At 48.0% G+C, this 23,611-nt stretch carries 26 protein-coding genes; 14 read left to right on the top strand and 12 right to left on the bottom strand.

Annotation, left to right across the window (positions count from 1 at the left end):
- Positions 1–79: 79 nt before the first annotated feature.
- The 3 genes from ACKU40_RS16160 to ACKU40_RS16150 all read left to right on the top strand — a co-directional run bounded on the left by ACKU40_RS16160 (position 80) and on the right by ACKU40_RS16150 (position 4,004).
- Positions 80–1,735 carry a glycosyltransferase family 4 protein gene (locus ACKU40_RS16160; protein ID WP_320173815.1) on the top strand — a complete coding sequence of 552 codons (1,656 nt, stop codon included), beginning with the start codon at positions 80–82 and terminating at the stop codon, positions 1,733–1,735.
- Positions 1,732–2,817, top strand: a complete 1,086-nt coding sequence (locus ACKU40_RS16155) for a glycosyltransferase (RefSeq protein ID WP_320173814.1) — start codon at positions 1,732–1,734, stop codon at positions 2,815–2,817. The genes ACKU40_RS16160 and ACKU40_RS16155 overlap by 4 nt, the downstream gene beginning before the upstream one ends.
- A gap of 221 nt (positions 2,818–3,038) precedes the next feature.
- Positions 3,039–4,004 (top strand): chemotaxis protein, encoded by a 966-nt coding sequence (locus tag ACKU40_RS16150; protein WP_320173813.1) that lies wholly within the window; start codon positions 3,039–3,041, stop codon positions 4,002–4,004.
- 80 nt (positions 4,005–4,084) lie between these two features.
- Here the strand turns inward: ACKU40_RS16150 and ACKU40_RS16145 are convergent, their stop codons facing one another.
- Both ACKU40_RS16145 and ACKU40_RS16140 read right to left on the bottom strand, forming a co-directional pair.
- Positions 4,085–4,831, bottom strand: coding sequence for a polyphenol oxidase family protein (locus ACKU40_RS16145; RefSeq protein WP_320173812.1), 747 nt, complete (start codon positions 4,829–4,831; stop codon positions 4,085–4,087).
- Complete coding sequence (locus ACKU40_RS16140) at positions 4,819–5,403, bottom strand: 5-formyltetrahydrofolate cyclo-ligase (RefSeq protein ID WP_320173811.1); 585 nt, start codon at positions 5,401–5,403, stop codon at positions 4,819–4,821. The genes ACKU40_RS16145 and ACKU40_RS16140 overlap by 13 nt, the downstream gene beginning before the upstream one ends.
- Before the next feature lie 212 nt (positions 5,404–5,615).
- On the opposite strand from ACKU40_RS16140, the gene ACKU40_RS16135 reads away from it, so the two are divergent.
- The 3 genes from ACKU40_RS16135 (at position 5,616) to ACKU40_RS16125 (ending at position 7,131) form a co-directional block, all read left to right on the top strand.
- Positions 5,616–6,287, top strand: coding sequence for a metallophosphoesterase (locus ACKU40_RS16135; protein WP_320173810.1), 672 nt, complete (start codon positions 5,616–5,618; stop codon positions 6,285–6,287).
- A gap of 2 nt (positions 6,288–6,289) precedes the next feature.
- The gene (locus ACKU40_RS16130; protein ID WP_320173809.1) at positions 6,290–6,760 is read left to right on the top strand and encodes a 23S rRNA (pseudouridine(1915)-N(3))-methyltransferase RlmH; all 471 of its coding nucleotides are present in this window, start codon (positions 6,290–6,292) and stop codon (positions 6,758–6,760) included.
- A 146-nt stretch (positions 6,761–6,906) separates the two neighbouring features.
- Positions 6,907–7,131: a hypothetical protein gene (locus ACKU40_RS16125; protein ID WP_320173808.1), complete on the top strand. Its 225-nt coding sequence runs from the start codon at positions 6,907–6,909 to the stop codon at positions 7,129–7,131.
- Positions 7,132–7,238: 107 nt separating this feature from the next.
- On the opposite strand, the gene rsmG is transcribed toward ACKU40_RS16125, so the two are convergent.
- From rsmG to ACKU40_RS16110, 3 genes are read right to left on the bottom strand one after another with little or no spacing between them, the layout of a single operon-like run.
- Entirely contained in the window at positions 7,239–7,937 is a 699-nt protein-coding gene (gene rsmG / locus ACKU40_RS16120; RefSeq protein ID WP_320173807.1) for a 16S rRNA (guanine(527)-N(7))-methyltransferase RsmG, read from the bottom strand.
- Positions 7,937–9,361 (bottom strand): MFS transporter, encoded by a 1,425-nt coding sequence (locus tag ACKU40_RS16115; protein WP_320173806.1) that lies wholly within the window; start codon positions 9,359–9,361, stop codon positions 7,937–7,939. Before ACKU40_RS16115 ends, rsmG begins: the two co-directional genes overlap by 1 nt.
- 20 nt (positions 9,362–9,381) lie before the next feature.
- Positions 9,382–9,840 carry a MarR family transcriptional regulator gene (locus ACKU40_RS16110; RefSeq protein WP_320173805.1) on the bottom strand — a complete coding sequence of 153 codons (459 nt, stop codon included), beginning with the start codon at positions 9,838–9,840 and terminating at the stop codon, positions 9,382–9,384.
- 190 nt (positions 9,841–10,030) lie between these two features.
- On the opposite strand from ACKU40_RS16110, the gene ACKU40_RS16105 reads away from it, so the two are divergent.
- Positions 10,031–11,506 (top strand): sigma-54 dependent transcriptional regulator, encoded by a 1,476-nt coding sequence (locus tag ACKU40_RS16105; protein WP_320173804.1) that lies wholly within the window; start codon positions 10,031–10,033, stop codon positions 11,504–11,506.
- Positions 11,507–11,570: 64 nt separating this feature from the next.
- Here the strand turns inward: ACKU40_RS16105 and ACKU40_RS16100 are convergent, their stop codons facing one another.
- From ACKU40_RS16100 to ACKU40_RS16080, 5 genes are all read right to left on the bottom strand, one after another.
- On the bottom strand, positions 11,571–12,200 hold the full coding sequence (locus tag ACKU40_RS16100; RefSeq protein WP_015853584.1) for a redox-sensing transcriptional repressor Rex: 630 nt from the start codon (positions 12,198–12,200) through the stop codon (positions 11,571–11,573).
- A gap of 352 nt (positions 12,201–12,552) precedes the next feature.
- Positions 12,553–12,876, bottom strand: a complete 324-nt coding sequence (gene atpE / locus ACKU40_RS16095; RefSeq protein ID WP_027720687.1) for an ATP synthase F0 subunit C — start codon at positions 12,874–12,876, stop codon at positions 12,553–12,555.
- A gap of 75 nt (positions 12,877–12,951) precedes the next feature.
- On the bottom strand, positions 12,952–13,638 hold the full coding sequence (atpB, locus tag ACKU40_RS16090) for a F0F1 ATP synthase subunit A (protein ID WP_320173803.1): 687 nt from the start codon (positions 13,636–13,638) through the stop codon (positions 12,952–12,954).
- Positions 13,639–13,643: 5 nt separating this feature from the next.
- Complete coding sequence (locus ACKU40_RS16085) at positions 13,644–14,066, bottom strand: ATP synthase subunit I (protein WP_015853587.1); 423 nt, start codon at positions 14,064–14,066, stop codon at positions 13,644–13,646.
- A complete protein-coding gene (locus ACKU40_RS16080; protein ID WP_015853588.1) occupies positions 14,044–14,313 on the bottom strand; it encodes an AtpZ/AtpI family protein in 270 nt (89 codons plus the stop codon). Before ACKU40_RS16080 ends, ACKU40_RS16085 begins: the two co-directional genes overlap by 23 nt.
- Positions 14,314–14,759: 446 nt before the next feature.
- On the opposite strand from ACKU40_RS16080, the gene ACKU40_RS16075 reads away from it, so the two are divergent.
- From ACKU40_RS16075 to ACKU40_RS16050, 6 genes are all read left to right on the top strand, one after another.
- Positions 14,760–17,171, top strand: a complete 2,412-nt coding sequence (locus tag ACKU40_RS16075; RefSeq protein WP_320173802.1) for an AAA family ATPase — start codon at positions 14,760–14,762, stop codon at positions 17,169–17,171.
- 18 nt (positions 17,172–17,189) lie between these two features.
- Positions 17,190–17,960 carry a hypothetical protein gene (locus ACKU40_RS16070; protein WP_320173801.1) on the top strand — a complete coding sequence of 257 codons (771 nt, stop codon included), beginning with the start codon at positions 17,190–17,192 and terminating at the stop codon, positions 17,958–17,960.
- Between the two features lie 44 nt (positions 17,961–18,004).
- Entirely contained in the window at positions 18,005–18,487 is a 483-nt protein-coding gene (locus tag ACKU40_RS16065; protein ID WP_320173800.1) for a LysM peptidoglycan-binding domain-containing protein, read from the top strand.
- A 106-nt stretch (positions 18,488–18,593) separates the two neighbouring features.
- A complete protein-coding gene (locus tag ACKU40_RS16060; RefSeq protein ID WP_320173799.1) occupies positions 18,594–19,742 on the top strand; it encodes an ion channel in 1,149 nt (382 codons plus the stop codon).
- Positions 19,735–20,250 carry a cyclic nucleotide-binding domain-containing protein gene (locus ACKU40_RS16055; RefSeq protein WP_320173798.1) on the top strand — a complete coding sequence of 172 codons (516 nt, stop codon included), beginning with the start codon at positions 19,735–19,737 and terminating at the stop codon, positions 20,248–20,250. Before ACKU40_RS16060 ends, ACKU40_RS16055 begins: the two co-directional genes overlap by 8 nt.
- A gap of 143 nt (positions 20,251–20,393) precedes the next feature.
- Positions 20,394–21,263, top strand: coding sequence for a septal ring lytic transglycosylase RlpA family protein (locus ACKU40_RS16050; protein WP_320173797.1), 870 nt, complete (start codon positions 20,394–20,396; stop codon positions 21,261–21,263).
- A gap of 195 nt (positions 21,264–21,458) precedes the next feature.
- On the opposite strand, the gene ACKU40_RS16045 is transcribed toward ACKU40_RS16050, so the two are convergent.
- Both ACKU40_RS16045 and ACKU40_RS16040 read right to left on the bottom strand, forming a co-directional pair.
- Entirely contained in the window at positions 21,459–21,752 is a 294-nt protein-coding gene (locus ACKU40_RS16045; protein WP_320173796.1) for an integration host factor subunit alpha, read from the bottom strand.
- A 130-nt stretch (positions 21,753–21,882) separates the two neighbouring features.
- A complete protein-coding gene (locus ACKU40_RS16040) occupies positions 21,883–22,305 on the bottom strand; it encodes an HIT family protein (protein ID WP_320173795.1) in 423 nt (140 codons plus the stop codon).
- Between the two features lie 179 nt (positions 22,306–22,484).
- On the opposite strand from ACKU40_RS16040, the gene ACKU40_RS16035 reads away from it, so the two are divergent.
- A complete protein-coding gene (locus tag ACKU40_RS16035; RefSeq protein WP_320173794.1) occupies positions 22,485–23,519 on the top strand; it encodes a radical SAM protein in 1,035 nt (344 codons plus the stop codon).
- The last annotated feature ends 92 nt before the right edge of the window (positions 23,520–23,611 follow it).

Raw genomic sequence — 23,611 nt, 5'->3', positions numbered from 1 at the left:
AATCCGTCAGTCCCACAGAGCCTTGCACGGCAAATAAATCCTTTGACAAGAGCGGGCCAAATGTGGCTTGAAATAACGTATGAAAACTCAAAGAATATGGGGGAGTCTGGACCCATTCTACGAAAGCGGCCCCATTCTGGGCAGGAAAGTAGCTAACTCAGGTTTCTTGAACGGATTACTCGAAGCGGACCCGTTTGATGAGTATCACTTCTTCCTTTCCGGAGAAGGGGTCAGACAGGGGCTGAGCAATTTTTTCCAAACCAATTATCCGGCTATTATGGACGCAGGGCGGATAAAACTCATGGACCGCCGGGACCTGCCCGCCGAAATAGCGTCCCGCGATTATTTTTGCTTCCACCAGTCTGACTGCATTAACTATCCGCCTCATCTGGCCCGGGTCCGCAACAAATACGCCCGAAATATATTTCCCATAACCGGAACAACCCACTCCTTGAGTTACAGCAACTACGGTTCATTCTTCCTCAATTATTTATGGAAGGGCACCACAGGGCGGGACTGCATCGTAACCACTTCCAGCACTGGAATCGTTGTTGTTGAAAAATATTTCAAACATCTGCGTGAAGGGCTGGGGCTGAGTGAAGAAACCCACCCCACACCGCAAATCAGAAAAATTCCGCTGGGCATCAATCCCGGCCAGCTTGCACCTCCGGACGAGCATTTAAAGACACAAGCCAAAATCAGGCTCGGAATTGATACATCAGACGAACGTATCAATATTCTTGTCTTCGGACGCATCGCCCATCATTCCAAAATGGATATCCTGCCCCTGCTGCGAGCCCTGCAAAGACTTTTCGCATCGGGCATGAACCGGGAAAAAGTGCGGGTACTTCTCGGAGGATGGGTCGACGAAGAAGACGATTTTCCGGCAACTCTGACCCAGCTGGGCCGCAACATGGGGCTGGAACTGTCTATCATAGGTCGGCCTTCTGAAGCCAAAAAAATTGATCTCTACCGGGCCGCAGATATTTTTGTATCCATCTCCGACAATCCACAGGAGACATTCGGCATCACCGTTCTGGAAGCAGGAGCCTCCGGCCTGCCGGTAATTGCGTCCGATTACGACGGATACAAAGATCTGGTGGTTGACGGTGAAACCGGGCTGCTCATTGAAACTATCGGCCCGGAAGCCACACCGGAACTGGACCTCATGGCTCCGCTCTGCTTTGACAACCACTACCATCTGCTAATGGCCCAGCAGACCGCCGTTAATACCCCGAAACTCGCTTCCGGACTGGAAAAACTTATCAACGATCCGCAATTGATATCCAAAATGGGTGCTGCAGGCGCTAACCGGGTCCGTGAGCAATTCAACTGGTCCACAGTAATTGAGCAGCACATCAGCCTCTGGGAAGAATTGAACACTGTTCCGGTGGACAAAGAAGCCTTGCGCGATATACTTCACCCCGTTCAGGTCCGTATGGGTGAAACCTTTTCCCACTACCTTACAGAAACACTGAGCCCGGAAACAAAGCTGGTAACCGGAACAACCGGCATGGCGATCTATCAGGGACGCGAATTCCCGCTTATGTACAAAGGAGTGGACAGATTTCTTAAGGAACAAGTAATCCGAAAGATGGCCTTCTTTGCCCGTAAACCGATAAGCGCAGCAGCTCTCGCAGACAAAATTAAAACCCTTGTTAATGGTATGAGCGAGCGTGAAACCCAGTTCCACATCCTTTGGAGCCTGAAACACGACATTCTGGAAAAAGTATGATGAAACGGACCGTAGTGCACCACACCATCCTCAAAAGAAGCGGTGGTGCTGCAAGGGTGGCCCTGTTGCTGCATCAAGGCCTACTCGATGAAGGTAAACTTTCAGCCCATTCCTTCGAAGCCTCGGAAAAATCAGGAGAGGACCTGATCCTCCCGGAAGCTGCTGCGCAGGCAATACCGGGAGACAGTATCGTCCACCTACACACTTCAAAAGACCCGACGAGGTTCCTGAATGCAATACCTGAGAGTTGCAAAACAGTAATTACTCTTCATGACACCCAGATGATCACCGGTGGCTGTGCTTCACCCATCGACTGTCCGGAATTTGAACACAAATGCCGCACCTGCCCGCGGAATTTTCCAAACTCAGAACGGGTCCGCAAAGAGCGCATTGAAGCCATAATAAACTCCAAGGCAGTGCTTGTTTCACCGTCAGGATGGCTGGGCAGGCTCGCCCGTATGGCAGACCCGGCTTTGAAGCCTAAAATTATCCCCAACGGCATACCTTGGCCGGAAGCTCCCGCAAACAAAACCCAAATACGGCGGGAACTGGGAATCCATCCGGCATCAAAGGTAATGCTTTTTGTAGCCCATGGAGGTGTTCAAGCCGCCTATAAATCCGGTCCGCAATGGAAAAACTACTGGGCAGCAATCAAAGCGGCAGTGCCCGAAGCACTCTGCTTTGCCATCGGGGGGAATGAGAACAGCAGAGACGGTGACTTTATCTCAGTTCCTTATGTGGACAGCCACTCACTTTCCAAATTTCTGGCAGCAGCCGACGTATTGGCCTACCCGACACTTGGCGACAACCATCCGTTGATAATACTTGAGGCCATGGCTCAGGCACTGGCGCCTGTAAGCTATGCAGTTGGCGGTGTTCTGGAGCAGATTTCAGATGGAGAGGATGGAATTCTTATTCCCCCTTATGAAAAACAGACATTTACCGAAAAGGTGATTATGCTGCTTAAAAACAGCAGGCAGGCAAGGGAGATGGGCAATCGTGGATTTCAAAAAGGGAAAAAACGATACTCCCATAAAAGAATGCTTAATGACTACATCAAAATTTATGATAATTTGATGTAATTCCGACTTATCGTGTTATTTTTTTTCTTATTTTTTTCAATTTTCACAAAAACCTAGTTGACTTTTTCTGCTGATTAAACTGGAAATGTTTTATTACCCAGAACATGAAGATGAAAAAAATCTTTCATAAACAAGCATTTCAGGCTAACATTATTATGAGCAAAAGTTGCTCTGTTCTATGACGCTGGCTTGATACATTATTTTTTCAGGGGAGGATGAAAATGTCCCAAACTAATATTCTGCTTGAATCAGGCACCAACGAGCTTGAAATTGTTGAATTTTATATCGACGAGCATGACACTGTACATGACGGTTCAACCCGCCGTAACTATTACGGCATCAACGTTGCCAAGGTCGTTGAGATAATTCGCCTGCCTGAGCTGACCGATATGCCAGATGCAGCAAACGATGCTGTTCTGGGTGCTTTTGATCTCAGGTCGGAAATCATTCCCCTGATCGATCTCAGCCGCAGGGTTGGTAAAAACAGAATTGAAGACGAAGCCCCCAAAGTTATCGTCACCGAATTCAACAAAATTTCCACAGCCTTCCTTGTTTCCGGTGTAACCCGCATTCACCGCATCAGCTGGGAACAGGTTGAAGCACCGAGCAAACAGGTTTCCTCGCTTACCGCTAACTCCATCACCGGTGTGGTCAAGCTTGAAGGACGCATCGTATTCCTTCTTGACCTCGAAAAAATCGTTGCCGATCTTAACCCGGACATGGATATTACCGACATGCCGGAAGCATCACTGATCGACAAGATCGAAAAACGCCAGCTCAAAGCTCTGATTGCCGACGACTCCACCATGATCCGCCGCATGATCGGACAGATGCTCGAAGATGCCGGATTCCGTGTAACCAGAACCCACAACGGTAAAGCTGCATGGGACAAGATCGTGGAATGGAAAGGCAGGGCTGAATCCGAAGGTAAATCGATCAACGATTTTCTGGACATTGTAGTCACCGATATTGAAATGCCGGTAATGGATGGACACAATCTGACCAAGCGCATTAAGGATGACCCGGAACTCCGTAACGTCCCGGTGCTGCTCTGCTCCTCCATCATCACCGACACCCTGTACCACAAAGGTGAATCAGTCGGTGCCGACGACCAGATCTCCAAAGCTGAAATCAACCAGCTGGCTGAAAGAGTATTCAGACTTATTGAAAAGTACGAAAACTCCTAGCCTCACAAATCAGAACAACACAAAACGCCCCGCAAAATTAAACTTTGCGGGGCGTTTTTATTTACCTATAGAACAAAAAACTACTTGATCCAGATAAGTGAGCACTGGCGTCCGGTAACCTTTTCCCGGCGATAGGAAAAGAAACTCTGTTCCATGGAATAAGTACACAGATCAAGGGAATGGATATTCCGCCGCCTAAGTCCGGCCTCAACCAATTGATCAATGGTCATCTTCCAGAGGTTAACAGTGCTGGATTCCTTGTCAAAGTATGACTCAAATCCCGGACCGAAATCAGATTCAAAATTAATGAACTGGGAGACCGCAGGGCTCAAGCTTGGACCGCGCACGGCCAGCAGGTCCTTAGGAGCACAGCTATAACGCTCACAAAGATCCGTCACTCCTTTGACCGGAAAATTAATGGCATTCCCCCGCCAGCCATTATGCAATCCAGCTACAAAATCACCATTCTTATGGGCGACCATAATCGGCTGGCAATCCGCAGTCTTAATCACAAGCGCATGTCCGGGAGCAGACGTAGCAAGACCGTCCCCCTTAAGACTGGGAGTATCTGCCGGAGAACCTTCTTCAGGTTCATAATGCATAACATCTCCATGAACCTGAATGCATTCGTGCCAATGAGAAATACCCAGAGAAGCGGCTAATTCCGTACGGTTGGACCGCACATCGTAAAGATCATCTCCAACATCATAAGAGATATTTCCTCCATCGTAAGGAGACTTGCAGCTGCCCCCTTCTCTGGTACTGAAAACAACCGAAACCTTCTCCAGTCCCGGAAAAACAAAAGGTATAAAATTTATTTTTGCCATATTATTTCCTTATCAGTGCAGACCAGCTGCACGGCTTTATCCCAAGGTTCAACCGGGAAGCCCTCCACCAGTTGGAAATCGTAACAAACTCCCACAGAAAGAAATCCATCTTTCTGCGGCCGGGCCAAAAAGCGGTCATAATAGCCGCCCCCGAAACCGATCCGGAAACCGCTGCGGTCAAATCCCACGCCGGGAACAATTATCAAGTCAGGTGAGACAGCATCAGGGAATTCACAACGAGTGCGACAGGGTTCCTTGATACCGAATGCTCCCGAGGCTAAATCTACTTCGGCTCTGACTACGCCGAAATCCATCTGCCCCGGCTCGTTCTTACGGCAACAGGGCATGAACAGCTTTTTATTACTATCCCATGCATTTTTCAGCAGAGGCCGCACATCGACCTCATTCCTGATAGGCCAGTAAAGCAGAACTTCCTCTGCCCGCTCCCATTGCTCAAGGGACATTACCGCATCCACAATATTGCTGCTCATGGAATCCACATCCGTTCCGCGCATGGCAGAACGTCTTTCCAGCAATTGCCGTCTAATAATTTCTTTATCCAATTCGGCCACCTACTCTTCTGTTTCAATCATGGACTAGGAAAATTAAGCACAATCAGGTTACAAAAATCAATCACCAAGTGCGACAATAACGAAAATATACCAGGATCGCCCGGCACACGGACCGGGGCACCATTGGTTTTTAGGACCATTAATGCTATTCAGAATTTTCCGGAACCAATGCATATAAAATCCTAACTGAGCCATATACAATCGGAGACAGTATGTCTGAATCCAATAAAAAATGGATCGCTTTCGGCGATGTTCACCAGAGTATTAAATTTGTTGATCTGTTACCGGGACTAGAAGATGCTTCCGGTGTAATCATCACCGGAGATCTGACCAACCATTCCCCGGAAGGGGCTATCGAAAAAGTCTGGGACAGCGTCTACCGCAGAAACAAGAACATCCTCGCCCAGCTCGGTAATATGGACAGAAGCAATGTCACCGAGTTCTTGAAGGAAAAGGGTGCCAATCTGCATTGCGAAGTGCGTGAACTTGCAGAAGGCGTAAAGACCATGGGCGTAGGCTGCTCCATAAACACCCCATTCGGAACTCCAAGCGAGATATCTGAAGATGAAATGGCAAAATATCTGGAAGAAACCCATCATGAACTGGGCGCTTACGAACAGCTTCTTCTGGTGGTCCATGATGCCCCGTTCAACACCAGACTGGATGTCATCGGCAATGGGATGCACGTAGGCAGTAAAGCCGTTCGCAGTTTCATTGAAAAGCACCAGCCGGATATCGTTCTCTGCGGGCACATTCACGAATCAAGCGGAGTAGACTCCATCGGCAAGTCCCGCATCTTCAACCCCGGGATGGCTTCCGGCGGCGGGTACGTGCTCGTTTACATTGAAGACGGCAAGCTGGACGCAACACTTAAACAAATTTAAACATGAGTAAAATACAATTTGTATGGGTCGGCAAGCTCAAGGAACCGTTTTTCCGTGATGCCTGCGCCCATTACACAAAAAAACTTGGACGCTTCCATAAACTGGACGAAACCATTCTCAAGGATGCACCGGGCAAACTGCCCCCCATGGACAAAGTACAACACGAAGGCAAGGCCATCATGGCCAAGCTCAAGCCTTCCGACATGCTCATCTGTCTTGATGAGAAAGGCAAGGAAATGACCTCGGTTGAACTTTCCCAACAGCTGCAGCGCTGGACTGAAGACCCGAATCTAATACCAACTTTCCTCATCGGCGGTCCTTTCGGGCTGGCTGACGAAGTCAAAAATGCGGCCCGGGTCAAACTTAGTTTGAGCAAGATGACCCTGCCCCACGAGCTGGCCCGGACAATGCTCCTTGAGCAGCTCTATCGCGCAGCGTCCATACTTCGCGGTTCGCCTTATCATCATGTTTAAAGGCATGGATTGATGCGCTTGCGCTTTTGATAATTTGATTTTGCCTCCGGCGGCTTAAACCCTTTAAAAAGGGTTTAAGAATCCAAAACTTTTTTATTAGGGCTTCGCCGCTTTGACATATAAATTTCCCGTTACTGGAGACTCTTATGCTTAAAATGGATTACCTTGAAAAACTGGAAGAATACATGACTTCCGGTGATATGAAATTTGAATTTGATAACGGAACTGAAGAAAAAAGATTCGAAATCCTCGAATTCCTTGAAAAGCTTATGGATGTCGCGGAAATCGCTGACGAACACGCCACCAAGCTGATCTTCAAGGGCGGGCTGCTGGAAGCTCTTTCCAGAGCAGGTCAGGAAGAAGAAAAATAATTTCTACTGCCGTACAAAACAAAAAGCGGCCTTGATTCAAATGAATCAAGGCCGCTTTAATTTTGAAAGTAGCTTTAACAAGCTATATGCGAAGCTTATTAAAAGTTTTAAGCCGCCGGAGGCATTCTTCGCAGACACCAGAAATAGTGAGTTTTATCTCCGGCGTTGTATTGCATTGAATCTTCCAGCTCATAGCCCGGCCCTTCAAGATCCTGCTCAGATGGAGCAGGGTCATTGGACAGGATCACAATCCTGCCTTGCGCGGCCAGCATAGGCTTAACGAATTCCAAAAGTTCTTTCCAAGGCATGAAGGCCTTGCTGAGAATCAGGTCTGCAGGAAGGGTTTCGGACGGAATTTTTTCCGCACGTCCCTGAAAAACATCTGTGCGAGGCAATTTCATCATCCGCAGGGCAGTGCGCATGAAAATGCAGCGCTTTTCACGTGATTCCACCAGACGGTAATCACCGGCCTGCCAAAGGGCACGCAGGGGAATTCCGGGTAATCCGGCCCCGGATCCGAGATCCAGCGTTACGGGATTGGCGGGCAATTCCAGCGAATCCAGAAAATCAGCAAGATGCAGACTGTCGATGATCAGGGAATGAAAGACCTGCTCCCAGCCCTGTGGACCTACCAGATTCATGGACTTGTTCCATTTGACCAGCAGGGTCAGGTAATAAGCCAACACCCTTGCCTGATCTGTTGCCGCCTTAAACCCTTCATCCTGAGCCGTGTTATCCTTTAGCTTGCGCCCGGCCTTGCTTGCCGCACCAAGAATATCCGCAGCTTTGATATTAATTTCCGCCATTAGCCCTCCTTGCTGTTCCCGGCAGATTGCACACAAAGGCCGTTCTTGGCAACTCTTTGCCTTTTCAGCACAGAACGAATGGAAATCAGGACAGCTATCCCGCAAAGAACCGACAAACTGGAAAGCGAAAATCGCATAACTGTCAGGTACTCAGCAGCATACTCGGGGCTTACCGGAGCCTTGCCCATAATGGTGGAAAGGAAAATGGCAATAATAACCATGCTGAAGACCATACCGATTGTCCTCAGCCCACCCGAAATTGCAGATGCAAAGCCATAGCGGGAAGGAGGCACGCTACTCATAAGAATGATCATATTCGGTGATGAGAACAGGGCAAAACCGATGCCTAGAACCACAAACATGGTATAGAGATAGGGAAGGCTTGTCTGGGCAGTAACCATCGCTCCCATGATAGTCCCGGCTGTACAGGCCAGCATACCAAGCAAAGCCAAGAAACGCGGTGAAAATTTATCCGCCAGCCTGCCGCAAAGAGGTGAAAGTAGGGCCTGCACAATCGGCTGGATAACCAGCACCAATCCTGCGTCATGGGGGCTGAAACCTTTTACGGACTGCATGTAAAGACTAAACAAAAAGACAATCCCGAATGTCCCGGCATAGTTGATAAACTGCACCAGTGCGGCATCGGAAAAATCACGCCTTTCCTTAAACAAGGTTAATTCCACCAGCGGAGATTCTGCTCTATTCTGCATATAGATAAAGAGCGCAACGCCAAGCAAACCTGCTATCAATGCTACCGGCCCAAACCATCCGGCACCGAGACTTGTTCCGCCGAAAACAATAGCTGCAACAGAAAGGGCTACAACAAAGCTTCCGGGATAATCAAACTTCTCATCCGAAGGCCGAAACTTTCCATTCAAATTACGGTGCGCAACATAATATGAAATGCCAAGCGGAATCATGCTGAGATAATAAATCCAGCGCCAGCCCAAATGAGATGTCACAAGACCACCCACATAAGGTCCGGCAGAAAGACCTACATATACAGCAGCTACAGCCAGTCCCATAGCCTTGCCACGCTCTTCTTTCGGCACGGAATTGGTCAGCAGCGCCATATTGGTGGCTATACCCATACCACCGACCATACCCTGAATCATACGCAAACAGATCACTGTTTCAATGTTCCGGGCAAATCCGATCAACAACGTAAATATTGCAAACAGCAAAACTCCAAGCCTGAACATGGGCTGCCTGCCATGCATATCGGCCAACCGTCCAAACGGAAGCAACAATGCAGCGACACTGCCGATATATACAGATTCCACAAGACTGAGATCAAGGCCGCTGGCCCCGAATTCCCGCCCCATAACCGGAAGGGTTATTCCTACAGCCGAAAACATAAACGGCATGGTGAACTGGGTCACCGCCACCGTAAATATGACTGCTTTTTTCTTTGCATCATCCATTATATTCTCCCGAAATATTGCTACAAATAATCCCAGACACGGGGCATACCCAAATGATCCCGGCTTGTATCAATTACTTTACCCATTAATTCCATCAACTTTTCGGCCTCTTCTCCTGAAAGCCCGGAGATCATAATTTTATTCGCTGCCATCAACTCTTTATGCAGGTCTTCTTTTATGGCTTTTGCCTTCTCAGTCGGGTAAACCAGTTTCTGACGTCTATTTTCAGGATTCTCTTCTCTGTAAAGTAATCCCATCTTAATTAAATTGGCGACCGCCCTTGCAGTTGCAGCTTTATCAACACTGAGAATCATTGATAATTCATCCTGAGATCTTCCCGGATAGCGTAAGGACTGCATAATAAAACCGATTTGCCCGTATGTAATTCCGACGGATTTTAGTTTCTCGGCTAGAATAGCCTTATGCAACCGTCCCATCTGCCCGTTCATGTATCCGAATGAAGCATGTTTTTTTATCATTTTTCCCTGCTTTGTTGATTTGTCAACAATTGACTAGTCAACTGTTGACTAGTCAATTATTACTGCCGCAATAAATAGTCAACGTTTTTTTAAAAATGGTTGATATGCAGGAGAACGTATGCTCATATGCTTCTAAACACAGGCCAATTATTAACATTATACCTCAACTGCAAATCAATCGGAACTACTGATGGCCAATGTCTTAATTATTGATGATGACCCATTTATCGGGGAATTGCTGATCGCCATAGCTGAAGCTGTCGGACATGACGGAGAAAAAGCCCTGACCCTGAAGGAAGGCATGGCCCTTGCGCGAGAAGAACGCTTTGATGTCGTATTTCTTGATGTAATTCTTCCTGATGGAAACGGACTTGATGCCCTGCCGGAACTGCAACAGCTGGGCAACATGCCTGAGGTGATCATCATCACCGGGCAAGGTGATTCCAAGGGAGCTGAGCTGGCCATTAATTCCGGCGCTTGGGACTATATAGCCAAGCCGGCAAGTCGGGAAGAATACATGCTGCATATGAAGAGAGTTTTCCAGTATCGCACTGAGAAACAATCTTCCAGCCCCAAACTGGGACACCATAATATTGTCGGCCGCTCAGACTCCATTGTGCGTTGCCTGGGACAGGCTGCCAAAGCTGCGGAAAGCCATGTAGGTGTCTTGCTTCTTGGAGAAACCGGCACAGGCAAGGAACTCTTTGCCCGGGCTGTCCATGACAACAGCATGCGCCGAACCGGACCTTTCATCATTGTCGACTGTGCTTCAATCCCTGAGAACCTTGTTGAATCGATTCTTTTCGGACATGAGCGGGGTGCTTTTACCAGCGCCGACAAAAGTCAGGAAGGATTAATAGCCAAGGCTGACGGCGGCACTCTTTTCCTAGACGAAGTTGGTGAACTCCCTCTCTCCCTGCAAAAATCATTTCTGCGAGTATTGCAGGAACGGACCTATCGTCCTGTTGGCGGCAATGAAGAAAAACAGAGTGATTTCAGACTGGTAGCGGCAACAAACCGGGACCTTGATGCTTTGGTCCAGAGCGGGCGGTTCAGAGAGGATCTGCTCTATAGATTACAGGCTTTCACAATTGAGCTTCCGCCATTAAGGCAACGTGGAGATGATATAAATAAGCTTTCCCGCTACTATTTGAACAAGCTGGCAGTTGAATTCAACGCACCTCCCATTGCCATCTCTAACGAATTCCTTGATGCCTTGAAATCATATCCATGGCCGGGAAATGTTCGTGAACTCTTTAATGTGCTGGAACAGGTTTTCACTTCAAATCCCGGAGCCGGGGAATTTCTGCCCATCCATCTGCCTGTCCGCTTACGCGTGTCAGCGGCTCAAGCTTCAGTGCAGCCAAAGCATGAAGCGAAAAACAGCTTAACCCTTATCAAAGGCAATAAATCCCGTAAACCTCAGGACCGGAACACTGACATCCCCATGCCAGCGGTCAATATCCCGGATGCTAACAAGCTACAGTCTTTCAAGGAATATCGGGACGAGGTAATTATCAATGCTGAAAAAATTTACCTTGAGCAACTGATACTTATTAGCAAGGCCAACATGGCCGAAGCAGCCAAGATATCCGGCATTTCAGTTTCCAGACTTTATGCCTTGCTTAAAAAGCACAACATCAAAAAGCAATACGCTGTTGAATAGAACAAAAAATCCCCTGCGACCCAAGGCCGCAGGGGATTCATTTCTTACCAATTTGCGTAAATTTTTATTCCATTGAGCTGATATTGAAAGCAACAGAATAAAAATGGTGGGTGAAGTCAACGTATTCAACCGGAACATTTTTAGGAACATCAATTCTCGCCTGTGCGAAGTTTACAATTCCTTTAATGCCTCCATCAACAAGGTAGTTCGCAGCACGCTGCGCCCTTTCCGGCGGTGTGGTGATAATACCGATCTCCAAGCCAAGCTCTTCCACTCGCGCCTTAAACTGGCGGGTGCAGACAACCTCAAGGCCGGAAACAACTTCCCCGATTTTGTATGGATCGCAGTCAAATGCAGCACGAATAGAGAATCCGCGAAGGGCGAATTCCTTATGGCGCAACAGTGCTCGTCCAAGGTTACCGACTCCGACAAGAGCGCAACCCCAGACTCGGTCTACACCGAGAGACTGCTTGATTGAAGAAATGAGTTCATGCACATAGTATCCGACCCCACGCACACCGAACTCACCGAAGTATGCAAGATCCTTACGAATCTGGGAAGGATTGACCGAACAGGCCCGGGCAAGCTTTTCAGAGGAAATGACCTCTACTCCGTCCCTTTTGAGTCCTGTTAATACCTGTATGTAAACAGCGAGCCTTTTAATGGTCGCTTTGGGGATATTCTGGGTTTTCACTTTAGTTTCCTATTTTCCATGACAAATGCACTTGCACGAAAAGTCTCGGCTGGTAGTATTAGGTTTTGAGGTCCGGAAGACCACTACCTTCCCTCGCAAGTTCGATAATTTCCCTACTGGAGAGTAGATACGAACGCAACCTTTTCCGCCACCTTCCATTAGATTTATATACACTAAAACCCTTGGTTTCGGCTACCCTTTGCGTGCATATTATTAATTTATGCAAGGGATTATAGCCTAGATGCCTGTAAAACCCCGATACTGGCATCAAAATATGTGAAAAAATTAACAATATTTGCGGAAAAAAAAGGAGGTCCGAAGACCTCCTTTAAATATTTCCAAATCCTTAAAACTAACCGATGAGGGGGTTAGCGAAGAGAAGGATCAGGTTAACAACGAGAGCGTAAATGGCGAGGGATTCAACGAATGCCAGACCAAGAATCAGAGTAACAGTGATTTTACCACCAGCTTCGGGGTTACGTGCAGTACCTTCACAAGCAGCTTTCAGACCGAGGCCCTGACCGATACCACAACCAGCAGCAGCAATAGCCATACCGATAGCGGTAGCAGTAGCGGTTGCGGAAGCAACTTCAGGAGCTACGCCGGAAGCGAATGCTGCACCAGCAGCGAGAACCAGAGCCATGGTGTTCAGAACGATAAGCAGAGCTTTACGCATTGTAAAATCCTCCAAAATATAAGTTTATTTAACAGGTCGTTAGACCATTTCCCCAAAATTAAGTTTGCCTGAATCCTAGTGAGCTTCTTCCAGAGAACCTTTCAGATAAATCATGGTAAGCATGAAGAAAATGAAAGCCTGGATAACCTTTGCCAGCATGAACAGGAAGTACATGGGCAGGGTGGAAACTACAGGAGCAAGCAGGAACAGAAGTACGAGAACGATTTCCTCACCGCGGATGTTACCGAACAGACGCAGAGTAAGCGAAAGCGGACGCGAGATGTGGGAAACCACTTCGATGATGAACATCAAGGGAGCAAGAGCCGGAATGGGGCCCATGAAATGCTTGATGTAGTGGGCACCATGAAGTTTGATGCCGATGTAGTTGTAGTAAAGAAAAGTACATACAGCCATTGCTGCGTTAGTATTGACGTTCGCAGTGGGAGCGTCAAATCCGGGAATAAGTCCCATGAGGTTCAGTGTGAGGATGTATACAAAAAGAGTACACATGAAAGGAAATACTTTGCGTCCGCCCTCACCGACGTTACTGACGACAAAATCTTCCAATCCCCCGATGATGATCTCAGCAAGGTTTTGCACCCCGCCGGGAACCAGACTGAGCCTTCTGGATACAATAAAACCCAGTACAAAAAGAACACTCATTCCGAACCATGTGTACCACACGTGGTTGGGGATGTGAGTTCCCAGAGCGTTGTTAAGCTCTGTCATGATCAATAATGGATGTGGTAAACCTCCAGCCATGATCCTTATGCCTCCTTCACTTTTTGCCGAAACCCGGCTACGCCCCAAAATATCGCATTCACAACTACCGTACTAAGACCGGCCAGAAGAGCGTAAATGGAACACTGCCCCCAGACTATCAGACCGTAGATAGCCAGCCCGGATAAAATGAGCCGACCGTAGAAGCGAATCAACAAGGACACAACCGCGCCCTTGCGCATGTAAGCCAGATGCTGACCGAACTTAGCCAGCGACCAGAAGTTGAACGTAATCAGAACCGCTCCGGCTGCCAGTCCCAGTGCCCAGTGGGCAAACCCGATGGAGACAACTGCAGCAATAAGGCATGTTCCGGCAGTAAGGTACAATTGATTTCGCACCAGACTGCGTACGTCCGGATGAGTGAAGCCCCGCCTGTGGAGGAATGATTCAATCTTCTGATTTATTTTCATTGGTTCCAGGACCTTTCCCCTGATCCTTTTTCTGAATACGCTGAACTTCGTCGAAAACGTTCTTGAAGCCGGCAGCGATTCCGAAACACAAGAAAACAATTAGAAGCCAAGGCTTCGTTCCCAACCATTTATCGAGATACCACCCGATACCCAACCCGACAAAGGTGGAGGCAACCAGATGAGTTCCGATCGTAGCGGCATTGCCGAGCAGATCGAAGGTCTCTTTATTCCCTTTCAAAAAGAACATGTTGCTTCCGGTCCTTTATTTTATCCGGGATGGAATTTGCTGCACAAAGAGGACTTTGCGCAAACCTTCACAAGTGAGTTTCGTCTAGCATAATCTTCAAATAAGAGTCAACGGATTCTTCATCCATTAGCTCTATTTTACTGAAAAATTATTCCAAAGATCAGCAGTGGAACCCACCTCGCAACAAAAAACACCTGAATTTCATATCCCTGAAAAGATCAACGCGCAACATCAAAATCAAATTTGAATGCCCATTCAGCACTTTTTTGATCTTTATTTTTTATCACTACTCTAAAATAACTAACTTTTTATATTTGTAAAAAATTTCACAATCAGCCCGTTTGTCAAATTATACCCTTAACCGTTCTGAGTGACTTTTTTTTCATATGCACGTAAGTATTAAGAATAAAACCGGACACTGTTTAATAGAGGAAAATTTGAAAGATATGACTAGTTATGAATTGACTCTGGACAAACTCACATCCAGACAGGAACCGTCTGAAATCAAGTACAGCTCCAGTATAGAAATACCTGAATCAAAATATGATTACGACCAGTTCCAGCCCCGGGCCCTGCAAGCATTCCGCATGGCCCTTGCCATCAAGGGGACCTGCCATAACCTGTATCTTTCCGGGGATCCCAACCTCGGCAGAAGTTACTTTGCCCGTGAATACTTTCAGCTGCGCGCTGCCAAGCAGGAAACTCCCCCGGATCAGTTGTATCTGCACAACTTCTCCCAGCAGGACCATCCCATTTCGGTCAGTCTTCCGGCCGGACAGGGTAAAGAGTTCAAGAATGCCATGTCCGATACCGTTTCCCAGATCAAGGAACAGCTGCCTGCATGGTTTGAGCGGGAACCGCATGTAAAAGCCCTTGAACAGATTTCACGCAGCTTTCAGGATGAACGCGAAGATCTTTTCACTAATATGGAAGAGCTATCAAAAGAACGCGGTTTCAGTCTTGAAATAGATGACCACGGCGGGCTGACCCTGATCCCGCTGGTGGAAGGCCGTATTTTAAATGACGACGAATTCGAGCGCCTTGACCCGGATGTCCGCAAAAGCCTGCGCAATGCAGCCGATGATTTGCTGGCTGAAATGACTACCATCCTGCGCCGGATCAGCAAAACCGAAGAAGGATTCCGCAAGGACGAGCGCAAGCTGCATCAGGATTCGGCAACGGAATTACTCAAGGACCTGCTGGCCCCGCTGCATGAGGACTTTGATGAATTTGAAAAGATCAAAGGCTACTTGGATGAACTTGAAGAAGAACTGCTTGATAATATCGACCTGTTCATGCCCAAAGAGCCGCAGCCGTCCGCCCTCATTCCGGGACTGCAACTGCCGGAAGCTTCTCCTATAGAAGATCTTTTTGCACGTTTTGAGGTCAACCTGCTGGTGGACAACAGCAAGACCAAAGGCGCTCCGGTGGTCATGGCAGATCACCCGACCCTGTTCAACCTTCTCGGTTCCATTGAAAGGGAATCGGAAATGGGCGCCCTGTATACCGACTTCACCCTTATCCGGGCCGGGGCCATCCACAAGGCCAACCACGGCTACCTCATAGTCTATGCCGATGATATCCTGACCACTCCATCTTCATGGGAAGGATTACTGCGGGCATTGCGTACCGGACAGGCCAAAATCGAAGATCCGGGCGACGGAGAGCAGGTCCGGACCAAGACTATTGAGCCGGAACCAATTCCGCTCGACCTGACCGTCATTTTGATCGGTTCTGAAGAAACTTACGAAATTTTGCTTTATAATGATGAACGGTTCGGAAAATACTTTAAGCTCAAGGCCCACATGCAGCTCAGTGCTGCGCGCAACGCGGATAACGTGGAACGGTTTGTTCGGGTTCTGGGCAAAATAATTAATGATTCCGAGTTACAGCCATTTGACCGTGAGTCACTTGCACGGATCGTGGACTACTCCAGCCGTCTGGCTGAAGATCAGAAAAAACTTTCCCTGCGCATCCCGCTAATCAAGGAAATGATGGTTGAAGCATCCGCCCTCGCAAAACTTGACGGCAAAGAGATTGTTGACCTTCCGTCGCTGGAGGAAGCGATTTCAATGAAGGACTTCCGGTCCAACCTTTATGAAGATGAATACATGAATGAATATGACCGTGAGGTCATCAAGGTGGAGACATCCGGTCAGGGAGTCGGACGGGCCAACGGACTTTCAGTTACCCTTTTCGGTAACTACGAATTCGGCCTGCCGCACCAGATTTCCTGTACCATCGGTGTAGGGCATGGAGGAATTCTCGACCTCGAACGCGAAGCGCGCATGGGCGGCCCCATCCATACCAAGGGTATGATGATCATTAAGAGCTACCTTGTGGGTCTGTTCGCACAGGACAAACCCATTGTGCTTACCGGATCACTTTGCTTCGAACAAAGCTATGCCGGAATTGAAGGTGACTCTGCATCCGGTGCCGAACTTGCGGCATTGCTGTCCGGAATTTCCGGAGTACCCATCAAATTTGATTACGCCTTCACCGGTGCTGTCAGCCAGTCCGGAACCATTATGGCTGTAGGCGGAGTAAGCCGCAAAATTGAAGGATTTTTCGAAGTCTGCCGCCGCAGGGGACTGAATGGAAAACAGGGTGTTATCATTCCGGCGGATAATGTGCTAAACCTCATGCTCAGAAGTGAAGTTGTGCAGGCTGTCGAGAACGGAGAATTCCACATTTACCCGGTCAAGACCATCGAAGACGCCATCTTCATCCTTACCGGCATGGAAGCCGGAACACGTGGCGAAGACGGAAAATTTCCAGAAGGAACCCTTTACCGCAAAGCGGACGAAAGACTGGCAGAGCTGGCAAAACTGGCCAGCCTTGCTGAATGTAAAAAATAAATCCGACAGGAAAATCATATGTCCAACTCATGGATAAAGTCCAAGATGCCCGAATTTGTGCGGGACACATTCAGAGACTTCTGCCTTGCTGGCAGTGCGCTGGAAGAGCAATTCGAAACATTTGACCGTGAAGGCAGTGTCAGTTTTGAAGTTCTTGACGATCTTATCGGAACCAAGATGAACAAAGGTCTGCTCTGGCGCTTGAAAGATACAGCCCACCTTCTTTTTCGCAATGAGGAAGGCGACCCCCTTGCCGGACGTTTTCTTGACTGGGGCATGGGCTATATTTTCCACGAAGCCTTCAAACTTCGTGAAGATGCCTATCAGAACCTGAACTACGCGCCGCTCTTCTCAAACCTGCGCGGAAAAGACACCGCCCTGCCCGAATCAGTGATCGGACAGGATTTCGTTCAGGTAGTTGAGCAGACCGAAGAAAGTATGGAACGAGAAATCAGCCGCATAAGATTCATTATTGCCCGCTGCCGCAAACTTTTTCCAATTTATCTGAGAAGTCACAAAGATAATGCACTTCTGGGCAGGCTGCTCTTTTCCCAGAACCATCTTGTGCATGAAGTTTTTCGTGAAGAATATGAAATACTTACTGATACAATATATGGAGATGAGCCTGAAATGCTTTATGTTCTTGCCTCACGCAGCCTGCGCTTGGGAGGGTGGATGGAGAAGGCCGTAGAAGCTACAGGGCTTGCATTTAAATTAAACCCAAGCAACCATAGGGTGTTGCAAGAAAAAGAAATTGTTGATAATTGGACGAAAACAGTTAAAGTATGACTAAGCAAGCGAACAATTCTAAATATCGCAGGAGGCCTTGAAAAATGAAAAAACTGATCTTGCTCGCAATCGCATTCAGCCTGATGTTTACATTGGGATGTGCCAAAAAGCAGGTCCAGCAGGAAGATGTCGTGGTTGTTGAGGAAACTGAAGTTGTAGTTGTTGAGGAAGAACCCGCTGCAGAAGTTGTTCCTCCGACTCCTATGGAAATCTACGAAAGTGAGTACAAAACTCTGCCCACTTCCCACGTAGTAACCAAAGGCGAATGCCTCTGGTGGATCGCTGAATACAAACAGATTTACAACGATCCTTTCATGTGGCCGCTTATCTACAAAGCTAACAGGGATCAGATCAAGAACCCTGACCTGATTTACCCCGGTCAGTCTCTTGAAGTTCCCCGCTCAGGCTACTCCCTTGACGAAGTCAAGGAAGCACGCAAACAGGCCGGTGCTTCTTGGAAAGCCCTTGAGCCCGCTGAGAACGCAATGGTTCCCGGCGAAATGAAGGCAGCTCTCGGTTACCTGTAGAAATACAAGTATACGAATGTCCAAGCCCGGTTTCCTGAAAAGGAAACCGGGCTTTCTTTTTTCCTTTCCCTTGAACCCAGCCGTGATAAAAGGTTATAGTAAATTAATGAAATTTACTAACTGGCTACGTACGGGATTCGGCAAGCTGGTAATTGCCACAGCTTTACTCCTGCTCTTAAGCACATTCGGGTTCTACTGGATAGAACTGAGCGACGGGGAGGACGCCCGCATATCCCATGCCTTCTGGTGGGCTATCGTAACCCTGACCACAGTTGGTTACGGTGATATGGTTCCAATCACTATCCCGGGAAGAATACTCGGCGGACTTGTCATGATCTCCGGCATCGGGCTGGTGACCTCGCTCACCGGTAACATGGCTTCCATGCTGGTGGAGCAGAAAGCCAAAAAACGCAAGGGGCTGTTATCAGTGAAAGCCAGCGACCATGTAATCATACTCGGATGGAATGACTATGCCTTTGGGCTGATTGATTCCCTTAATGAACAGACATCTCCCAAAAAACTGCAACTGGTAATTGTCAGTGACCTTGAAAGCCAGATAAGGGATGAAATTGCCTTTAAACTGGATATGGGAGAGCGGCTTAATTTCGTACACGGCAACATAAGTCAGACCAGCGTAATATCCAGAGCCAATCCTAGCGAGGCCCGCAATGTGTACGTGCTCTGCCAGAATGGAATGGACAGCAAGGAATCCGACCAGCAGGCAATATACGCGGTTCTGGCCCTGCGTACTCTGGCACCAAAGGTCCCGGTTTACGCTGAGATTGCCCGCCAAGAAAACAAAGAGCATCTGCTTCGCGCCGGAGCCAATGAAATCCTTGTCCGCGGTGAAATCTCCGGTCGAATGATGGGCATGATGGGAGCAAGCCCTTCAATGTGGTCTTTTTTCCGCAACCTGCTTGGCATCGGAGAATCAGGGATGCTTCAGTTCCGTCCCTGCAATGCTGAGGAACGGCAGATGAGCTGGGGGGAACTCAGTGTTAGAGTCCGAAACACCAGCGGATGTCTTCCCGTCGCGGCCTGCAAGATGGGTAAAAATCTGACCTTGCAGGATGTACTCGATGAAGGATCAGCACTGGACCAGTTCATCATGGAATTGTTCAAAACCTCAGGGCAGGACACTTCGCTGGGCATGCAGGGACCAAAAGTCCGCATGAATCCTCCGGACAATGAACTGATGGAAGAATATGACGCTTTGCTGGTCATAAGTGCTCCGGGAGGTCCGGAACATGGCTGATTACTGGATGTCCATCCCACTTTTCCAAAATCTCGAGGAGAAAGAACTCCAACAGGTTAAGTCTATTTTTGCCAACATTGCGGTGTGCTCCGGCACGGAAATCATCTCCGAGGGAGAGGTAGGAGATGAAATGTTCATCCTTGTGGATGGAAAAGTCCGTATTACCAAGGCCATGCTCATGAAAGGAATGTCCCTACCGCTAAGCGAGATTAAAAATACCTGTAAGGTGCTGGCCAACCTTGATGACAGCAGCTATCCTATGTTCGGGGAGATAGCTCTCATCGACCGTGACCAGCGCTCGGCGACAGTCACCGTGGTGGAAGATTCCGAATTTCTGGTCACTGACCGCTTGAAATTTTTCGACTTTGTGGAAAATCACCCGCAAACAGGGTCCAAAATGCTTATGACTATCGGCAAGCGACTCACTGCAACTGTACGTCGCAACAATAATGAACTGGTAAAATTGACCACTGCGCTTGCACTGGCTCTATCACGAAGCGGGCGCTAAGCATTCCTAAATCAAATAATACTTCAATCCATAATATAATTCATTAAACTGGACTTTACCCCATTCAACAACTATGGATGAATTACCGATTAATTCATCAGGACATCGGTAAATAAAGATTTTTCCATACGACGGAGGCTCTAATGTCCAGATATGTACTTCTGCTTGCAGTCCTGCTGCTGCTCATTCCTGCAGGCTGTGCAAAAAAGAAAATTTATTCCACTCCCGCAATCACTCATCACAAGGTGAAGAAGCAGGATTCCCCAAATGTGGTCAAGCCGGTCCTGAAAACAGACCCGTATACCGTACATGGCCGTACCTACATTCCCCATCTCAGCTCAAAAGGCTACAAGGCACAGGGACTGGCCTCATGGTATGGTGACGACTTTCACGGCAAGACAACAGCCAACGGCGAAACATACAACATGTACGCCATGACCGCTGCCCACCGGACACTGCCCATGGGCACCATGCTTGAAGTTACCGACCGCTCCAGCGGCCGCAAGGTAATCGTCCGGGTCAACGACCGCGGTCCTTTTGCCGATCCTGACTTACGCATCATCGACCTTTCATACTCCGCAGCATCCAAGCTGGGAATTGTGAACAAAGGAATCACCCCTGTTGAGCTGCGGGCAATTGATGATGTCAACGTGGAGCCTGTAGAGGCAACTGAAATCGTAGCTGAAACAGCAGCCCCGACAGAAGCGGCTGTGGTGGAAGAAACTGTGCAGGCCGCACCTGAAGTTGAAGAGATTATCATCACTGAAGAAGCAACCGCTCAGGCCCATTACTACATTCAGGTGGGTGCATTCACCGACCATGACCGGGCTCAGAATGTCCTGCAGGCCCTGCGCGACGGCGGCTACAAAGAATCACGCATGGTTGAGGTGGACGTAAACGGTCAAAAATTCATGCGTGTTCAGGCCGGATACTTCTACAACATCCCGGCAGCTGAAGACGCCATGGCTTCGCTAGGTAATGAGTACGGCAACGTGATTCTTGTTACTGAATAGTTCCAAGTACTCTAGAAACAAAAAAACGCCCTGTCATTTCGACAGAGCGTTTTTTTGTGCACATCAAATCTGAAAAGAACCCGCTACCTGATAAATTGCACAAAAGTACAAAACAGGAGCCGGGTAAAGCCCGGCTCCTTTGTTTCATTACAAAATATCAAAGCGGGAAAAATCCAGACAGCAACGCAGGCTGTTCTATCCGTTCAGTTCAGACCTGAACTTACGAGAGAGCCTGAAAACAACAACCTTGCGTGCGGGCAGGGTAATTGCTTCATTGGTCTGGGGGTTGCGTCCCTTACGAGCATTTTTGTCGTAAGCTTCAAATTTACCGAAACCACTGATCAACATGGCGTGATCTTTTTTCACGGCCTGCTTCATGATGTCGAGGATGGATTCAACCAGTTCCTTGATTTCAGCTCTGTTCCGGTCAGTCTTTTCATAGATGTAGTCAACAACGCTGGCTTTAGTAAGGGTGTTTCCGGTAGCCATTCCTTTCCTCCGTTGTCCCCGGCCCTGCGGTCAGGGGCGGCGGTTTTAATGTTAACCGTGCCGACAAAAGAGCCGAACACGGCGATTCAGGTAAAAAGGCGTTATCGTCTGAGAATAAATTACTATTAATTTATCCCATTATCATCTTTTCTATCTTTTGGGCAAGCGCTGAAGCTTCATCCATACTTTCATATTCACTCTGGTCCCAGTGGACGAAACCGTCTTCCTTAAATCTGGGGATAAGATGAAAATGAGCATGGAAAACCAGCTGGCCTGCCGCTTCATTATTATTCATAATCAGGTTCAAACCGTCAGCTCCGGTAGCCTTGACGATGGCATCCCCGGCAAGCTGGGCGGCTGTGATTATATCCTGCCCCAACTCTGCGGGAAGATCCCAAATATTTTCACAGTGCTGTTTGGGGATAACAAGGGCATGCCCTTTATTGACCGGCCCGATATCCAGAAAGCTAAGCACCTTGTCAGTTTCATAAATCTTGAAGCAGGGAATTTCCCCGGCCACGATTTTACAGAATATACAATCCTGATTACTCATAATGAATACTGCTGCTGTTCCCACAGTTGCATGTTAAAACAAATAGTCTTAAACCGATCCTGAAAACTTCAAGAGACAGTTATATTTAAATAAATAACCGACCACGTTTTTTTAATCAAGCTAATTTATTAAACAAAGGCATGATTTGTCTTATTTTTTTGGTTATACACCATTAAGCTATGAGCACTACACTTTTTAAACATCCGGAACCGCCCCACAAAAAAACACGTATCTGGCCGGTTTTCATGCCTTTTATGGGTTGCCCCACAAAATGTATTTATTGCTCCCAAAATAGACAGACAGGAACAGGGGCTAAGACATTAAGCGAAATATATCAAGATATTGAATGTGGAATTCCAGCATTTTTCTCTGACGGCAAGCACAACCCGCTTGAACTGGCCTTTTTCGGCGGAACTTTTACTGCCCTACCCTTTGAATGGCAGCAACGTTTCATTTCTCTTGCCGAAAAATTCAAACAACAGGGTTTTCTGACCAAAATACGCTGCTCCACCAGACCGGACTGTATTGAGCCCGACCGGATTTTAAAACTGCATGAATCGGGACTGGACATGATTGAACTGGGCATCCAGAGCTTTTCAGCAGAAGTCCTGCGCCGCTCTGCCCGTAACTATTCTCCTGAAACCGCTATCAATGCTTGCCGCACCATCCAGAAAAACGGCCTCTCGCTGGGAATTCAGCTTCTACCCGGGCTGCCCGGAACAAAACGCGGCGATTTTCAGCGCGACATCAGCCAAACTATTGCGCTTAAGCCTGATGCAGTACGCATCTATCCCTGCCTGACCGTAAAAGGGACCGGACTGGAAAAACTTTACCGGGCAAGTAAATACACCCCGTGGTCCCTGAGCCGTACTGAAGAGGAACTGGCTCCAGCCCTGTTGCGTCTCTGGCAACACAAAATTCATGTTATCCGCATCGGTGTCGCCCATGAAGCAGGCTTTGAAGACAATATTGTAGCCGGCCCTGTCCATCCGGCTCTGGGTCAGAAAATCCGCTCCAAGGCACTTTACCTGTTTCTGCGTTCTCAACTGGCCATGCATGGATCAGAACCTGCTCGACTAATCGTCCCCCAACAATACTCAGGCGAACTCTGGGGGCATAAAGGCAGCCTTAAACACCTTTATGCCAAGCTCGGCATTACTCCTGCCAACACAAAGTTCTTATCTGATAACATATTCAAGATTATCCTTAAATAACTCCAGTTCTCATTGCTTTCGATAATTATTACTGATAAATAAAAACGTTGATTCGGGAAAAACCTTTTCCGAACCTGTAAAATAAGTCATAT

The organism is Maridesulfovibrio sp. (genome assembly GCF_963666665.1).
Taxonomy (GTDB): domain Bacteria; phylum Desulfobacterota; class Desulfovibrionia; order Desulfovibrionales; family Desulfovibrionaceae; genus Maridesulfovibrio.
Note: the sequence above shows the minus strand (reverse complement) of the source record. Positions and strands in the feature narration are given on the sequence as shown.

What these genes read in the sequence shown, in the direction of transcription:
- ACKU40_RS16110 (WP_320173805.1), bottom strand. Translation starts at nt 9,840, where the DNA reads ATGATAAAAAAACATGCTTCATTCGGATACATGAACGGGCAGATGGGA.
- ACKU40_RS16065 (WP_320173800.1), top strand. Translation starts at nt 18,005, where the DNA reads ATGAAAAAACTGATCTTGCTCGCAATCGCATTCAGCCTGATGTTTACA.
- ACKU40_RS16105 (WP_320173804.1), top strand. Translation starts at nt 10,031, where the DNA reads ATGGCCAATGTCTTAATTATTGATGATGACCCATTTATCGGGGAATTG.
- ACKU40_RS16145 (WP_320173812.1), bottom strand. Translation starts at nt 4,831, where the DNA reads ATGGCAAAAATAAATTTTATACCTTTTGTTTTTCCGGGACTGGAGAAG.
- ACKU40_RS16050 (WP_320173797.1), top strand. Translation starts at nt 20,394, where the DNA reads ATGTCCAGATATGTACTTCTGCTTGCAGTCCTGCTGCTGCTCATTCCT.
- rsmG (WP_320173807.1), bottom strand. Translation starts at nt 7,937, where the DNA reads ATGGCGGAAATTAATATCAAAGCTGCGGATATTCTTGGTGCGGCAAGC.
- ACKU40_RS16035 (WP_320173794.1), top strand. Translation starts at nt 22,485, where the DNA reads ATGAGCACTACACTTTTTAAACATCCGGAACCGCCCCACAAAAAAACA.
- ACKU40_RS16155 (WP_320173814.1), top strand. Translation starts at nt 1,732, where the DNA reads ATGATGAAACGGACCGTAGTGCACCACACCATCCTCAAAAGAAGCGGT.
- ACKU40_RS16150 (WP_320173813.1), top strand. Translation starts at nt 3,039, where the DNA reads ATGTCCCAAACTAATATTCTGCTTGAATCAGGCACCAACGAGCTTGAA.
- ACKU40_RS16085 (WP_015853587.1), bottom strand. Translation starts at nt 14,066, where the DNA reads ATGAAAATAAATCAGAAGATTGAATCATTCCTCCACAGGCGGGGCTTC.
- ACKU40_RS16055 (WP_320173798.1), top strand. Translation starts at nt 19,735, where the DNA reads ATGGCTGATTACTGGATGTCCATCCCACTTTTCCAAAATCTCGAGGAG.
- ACKU40_RS16045 (WP_320173796.1), bottom strand. Translation starts at nt 21,752, where the DNA reads ATGGCTACCGGAAACACCCTTACTAAAGCCAGCGTTGTTGACTACATC.
- ACKU40_RS16160 (WP_320173815.1), top strand. Translation starts at nt 80, where the DNA reads ATGAAAACTCAAAGAATATGGGGGAGTCTGGACCCATTCTACGAAAGC.
- ACKU40_RS16040 (WP_320173795.1), bottom strand. Translation starts at nt 22,305, where the DNA reads ATGAGTAATCAGGATTGTATATTCTGTAAAATCGTGGCCGGGGAAATT.
- atpE (WP_027720687.1), bottom strand. Translation starts at nt 12,876, where the DNA reads ATGCGTAAAGCTCTGCTTATCGTTCTGAACACCATGGCTCTGGTTCTC.
- ACKU40_RS16060 (WP_320173799.1), top strand. Translation starts at nt 18,594, where the DNA reads ATGAAATTTACTAACTGGCTACGTACGGGATTCGGCAAGCTGGTAATT.
- ACKU40_RS16070 (WP_320173801.1), top strand. Translation starts at nt 17,190, where the DNA reads ATGTCCAACTCATGGATAAAGTCCAAGATGCCCGAATTTGTGCGGGAC.
- ACKU40_RS16115 (WP_320173806.1), bottom strand. Translation starts at nt 9,361, where the DNA reads ATGGATGATGCAAAGAAAAAAGCAGTCATATTTACGGTGGCGGTGACC.
- ACKU40_RS16135 (WP_320173810.1), top strand. Translation starts at nt 5,616, where the DNA reads ATGTCTGAATCCAATAAAAAATGGATCGCTTTCGGCGATGTTCACCAG.
- ACKU40_RS16075 (WP_320173802.1), top strand. Translation starts at nt 14,760, where the DNA reads ATGACTAGTTATGAATTGACTCTGGACAAACTCACATCCAGACAGGAA.
- ACKU40_RS16080 (WP_015853588.1), bottom strand. Translation starts at nt 14,313, where the DNA reads ATGTTCTTTTTGAAAGGGAATAAAGAGACCTTCGATCTGCTCGGCAAT.
- atpB (WP_320173803.1), bottom strand. Translation starts at nt 13,638, where the DNA reads ATGGCTGGAGGTTTACCACATCCATTATTGATCATGACAGAGCTTAAC.
- ACKU40_RS16130 (WP_320173809.1), top strand. Translation starts at nt 6,290, where the DNA reads ATGAGTAAAATACAATTTGTATGGGTCGGCAAGCTCAAGGAACCGTTT.
- ACKU40_RS16125 (WP_320173808.1), top strand. Translation starts at nt 6,907, where the DNA reads ATGCTTAAAATGGATTACCTTGAAAAACTGGAAGAATACATGACTTCC.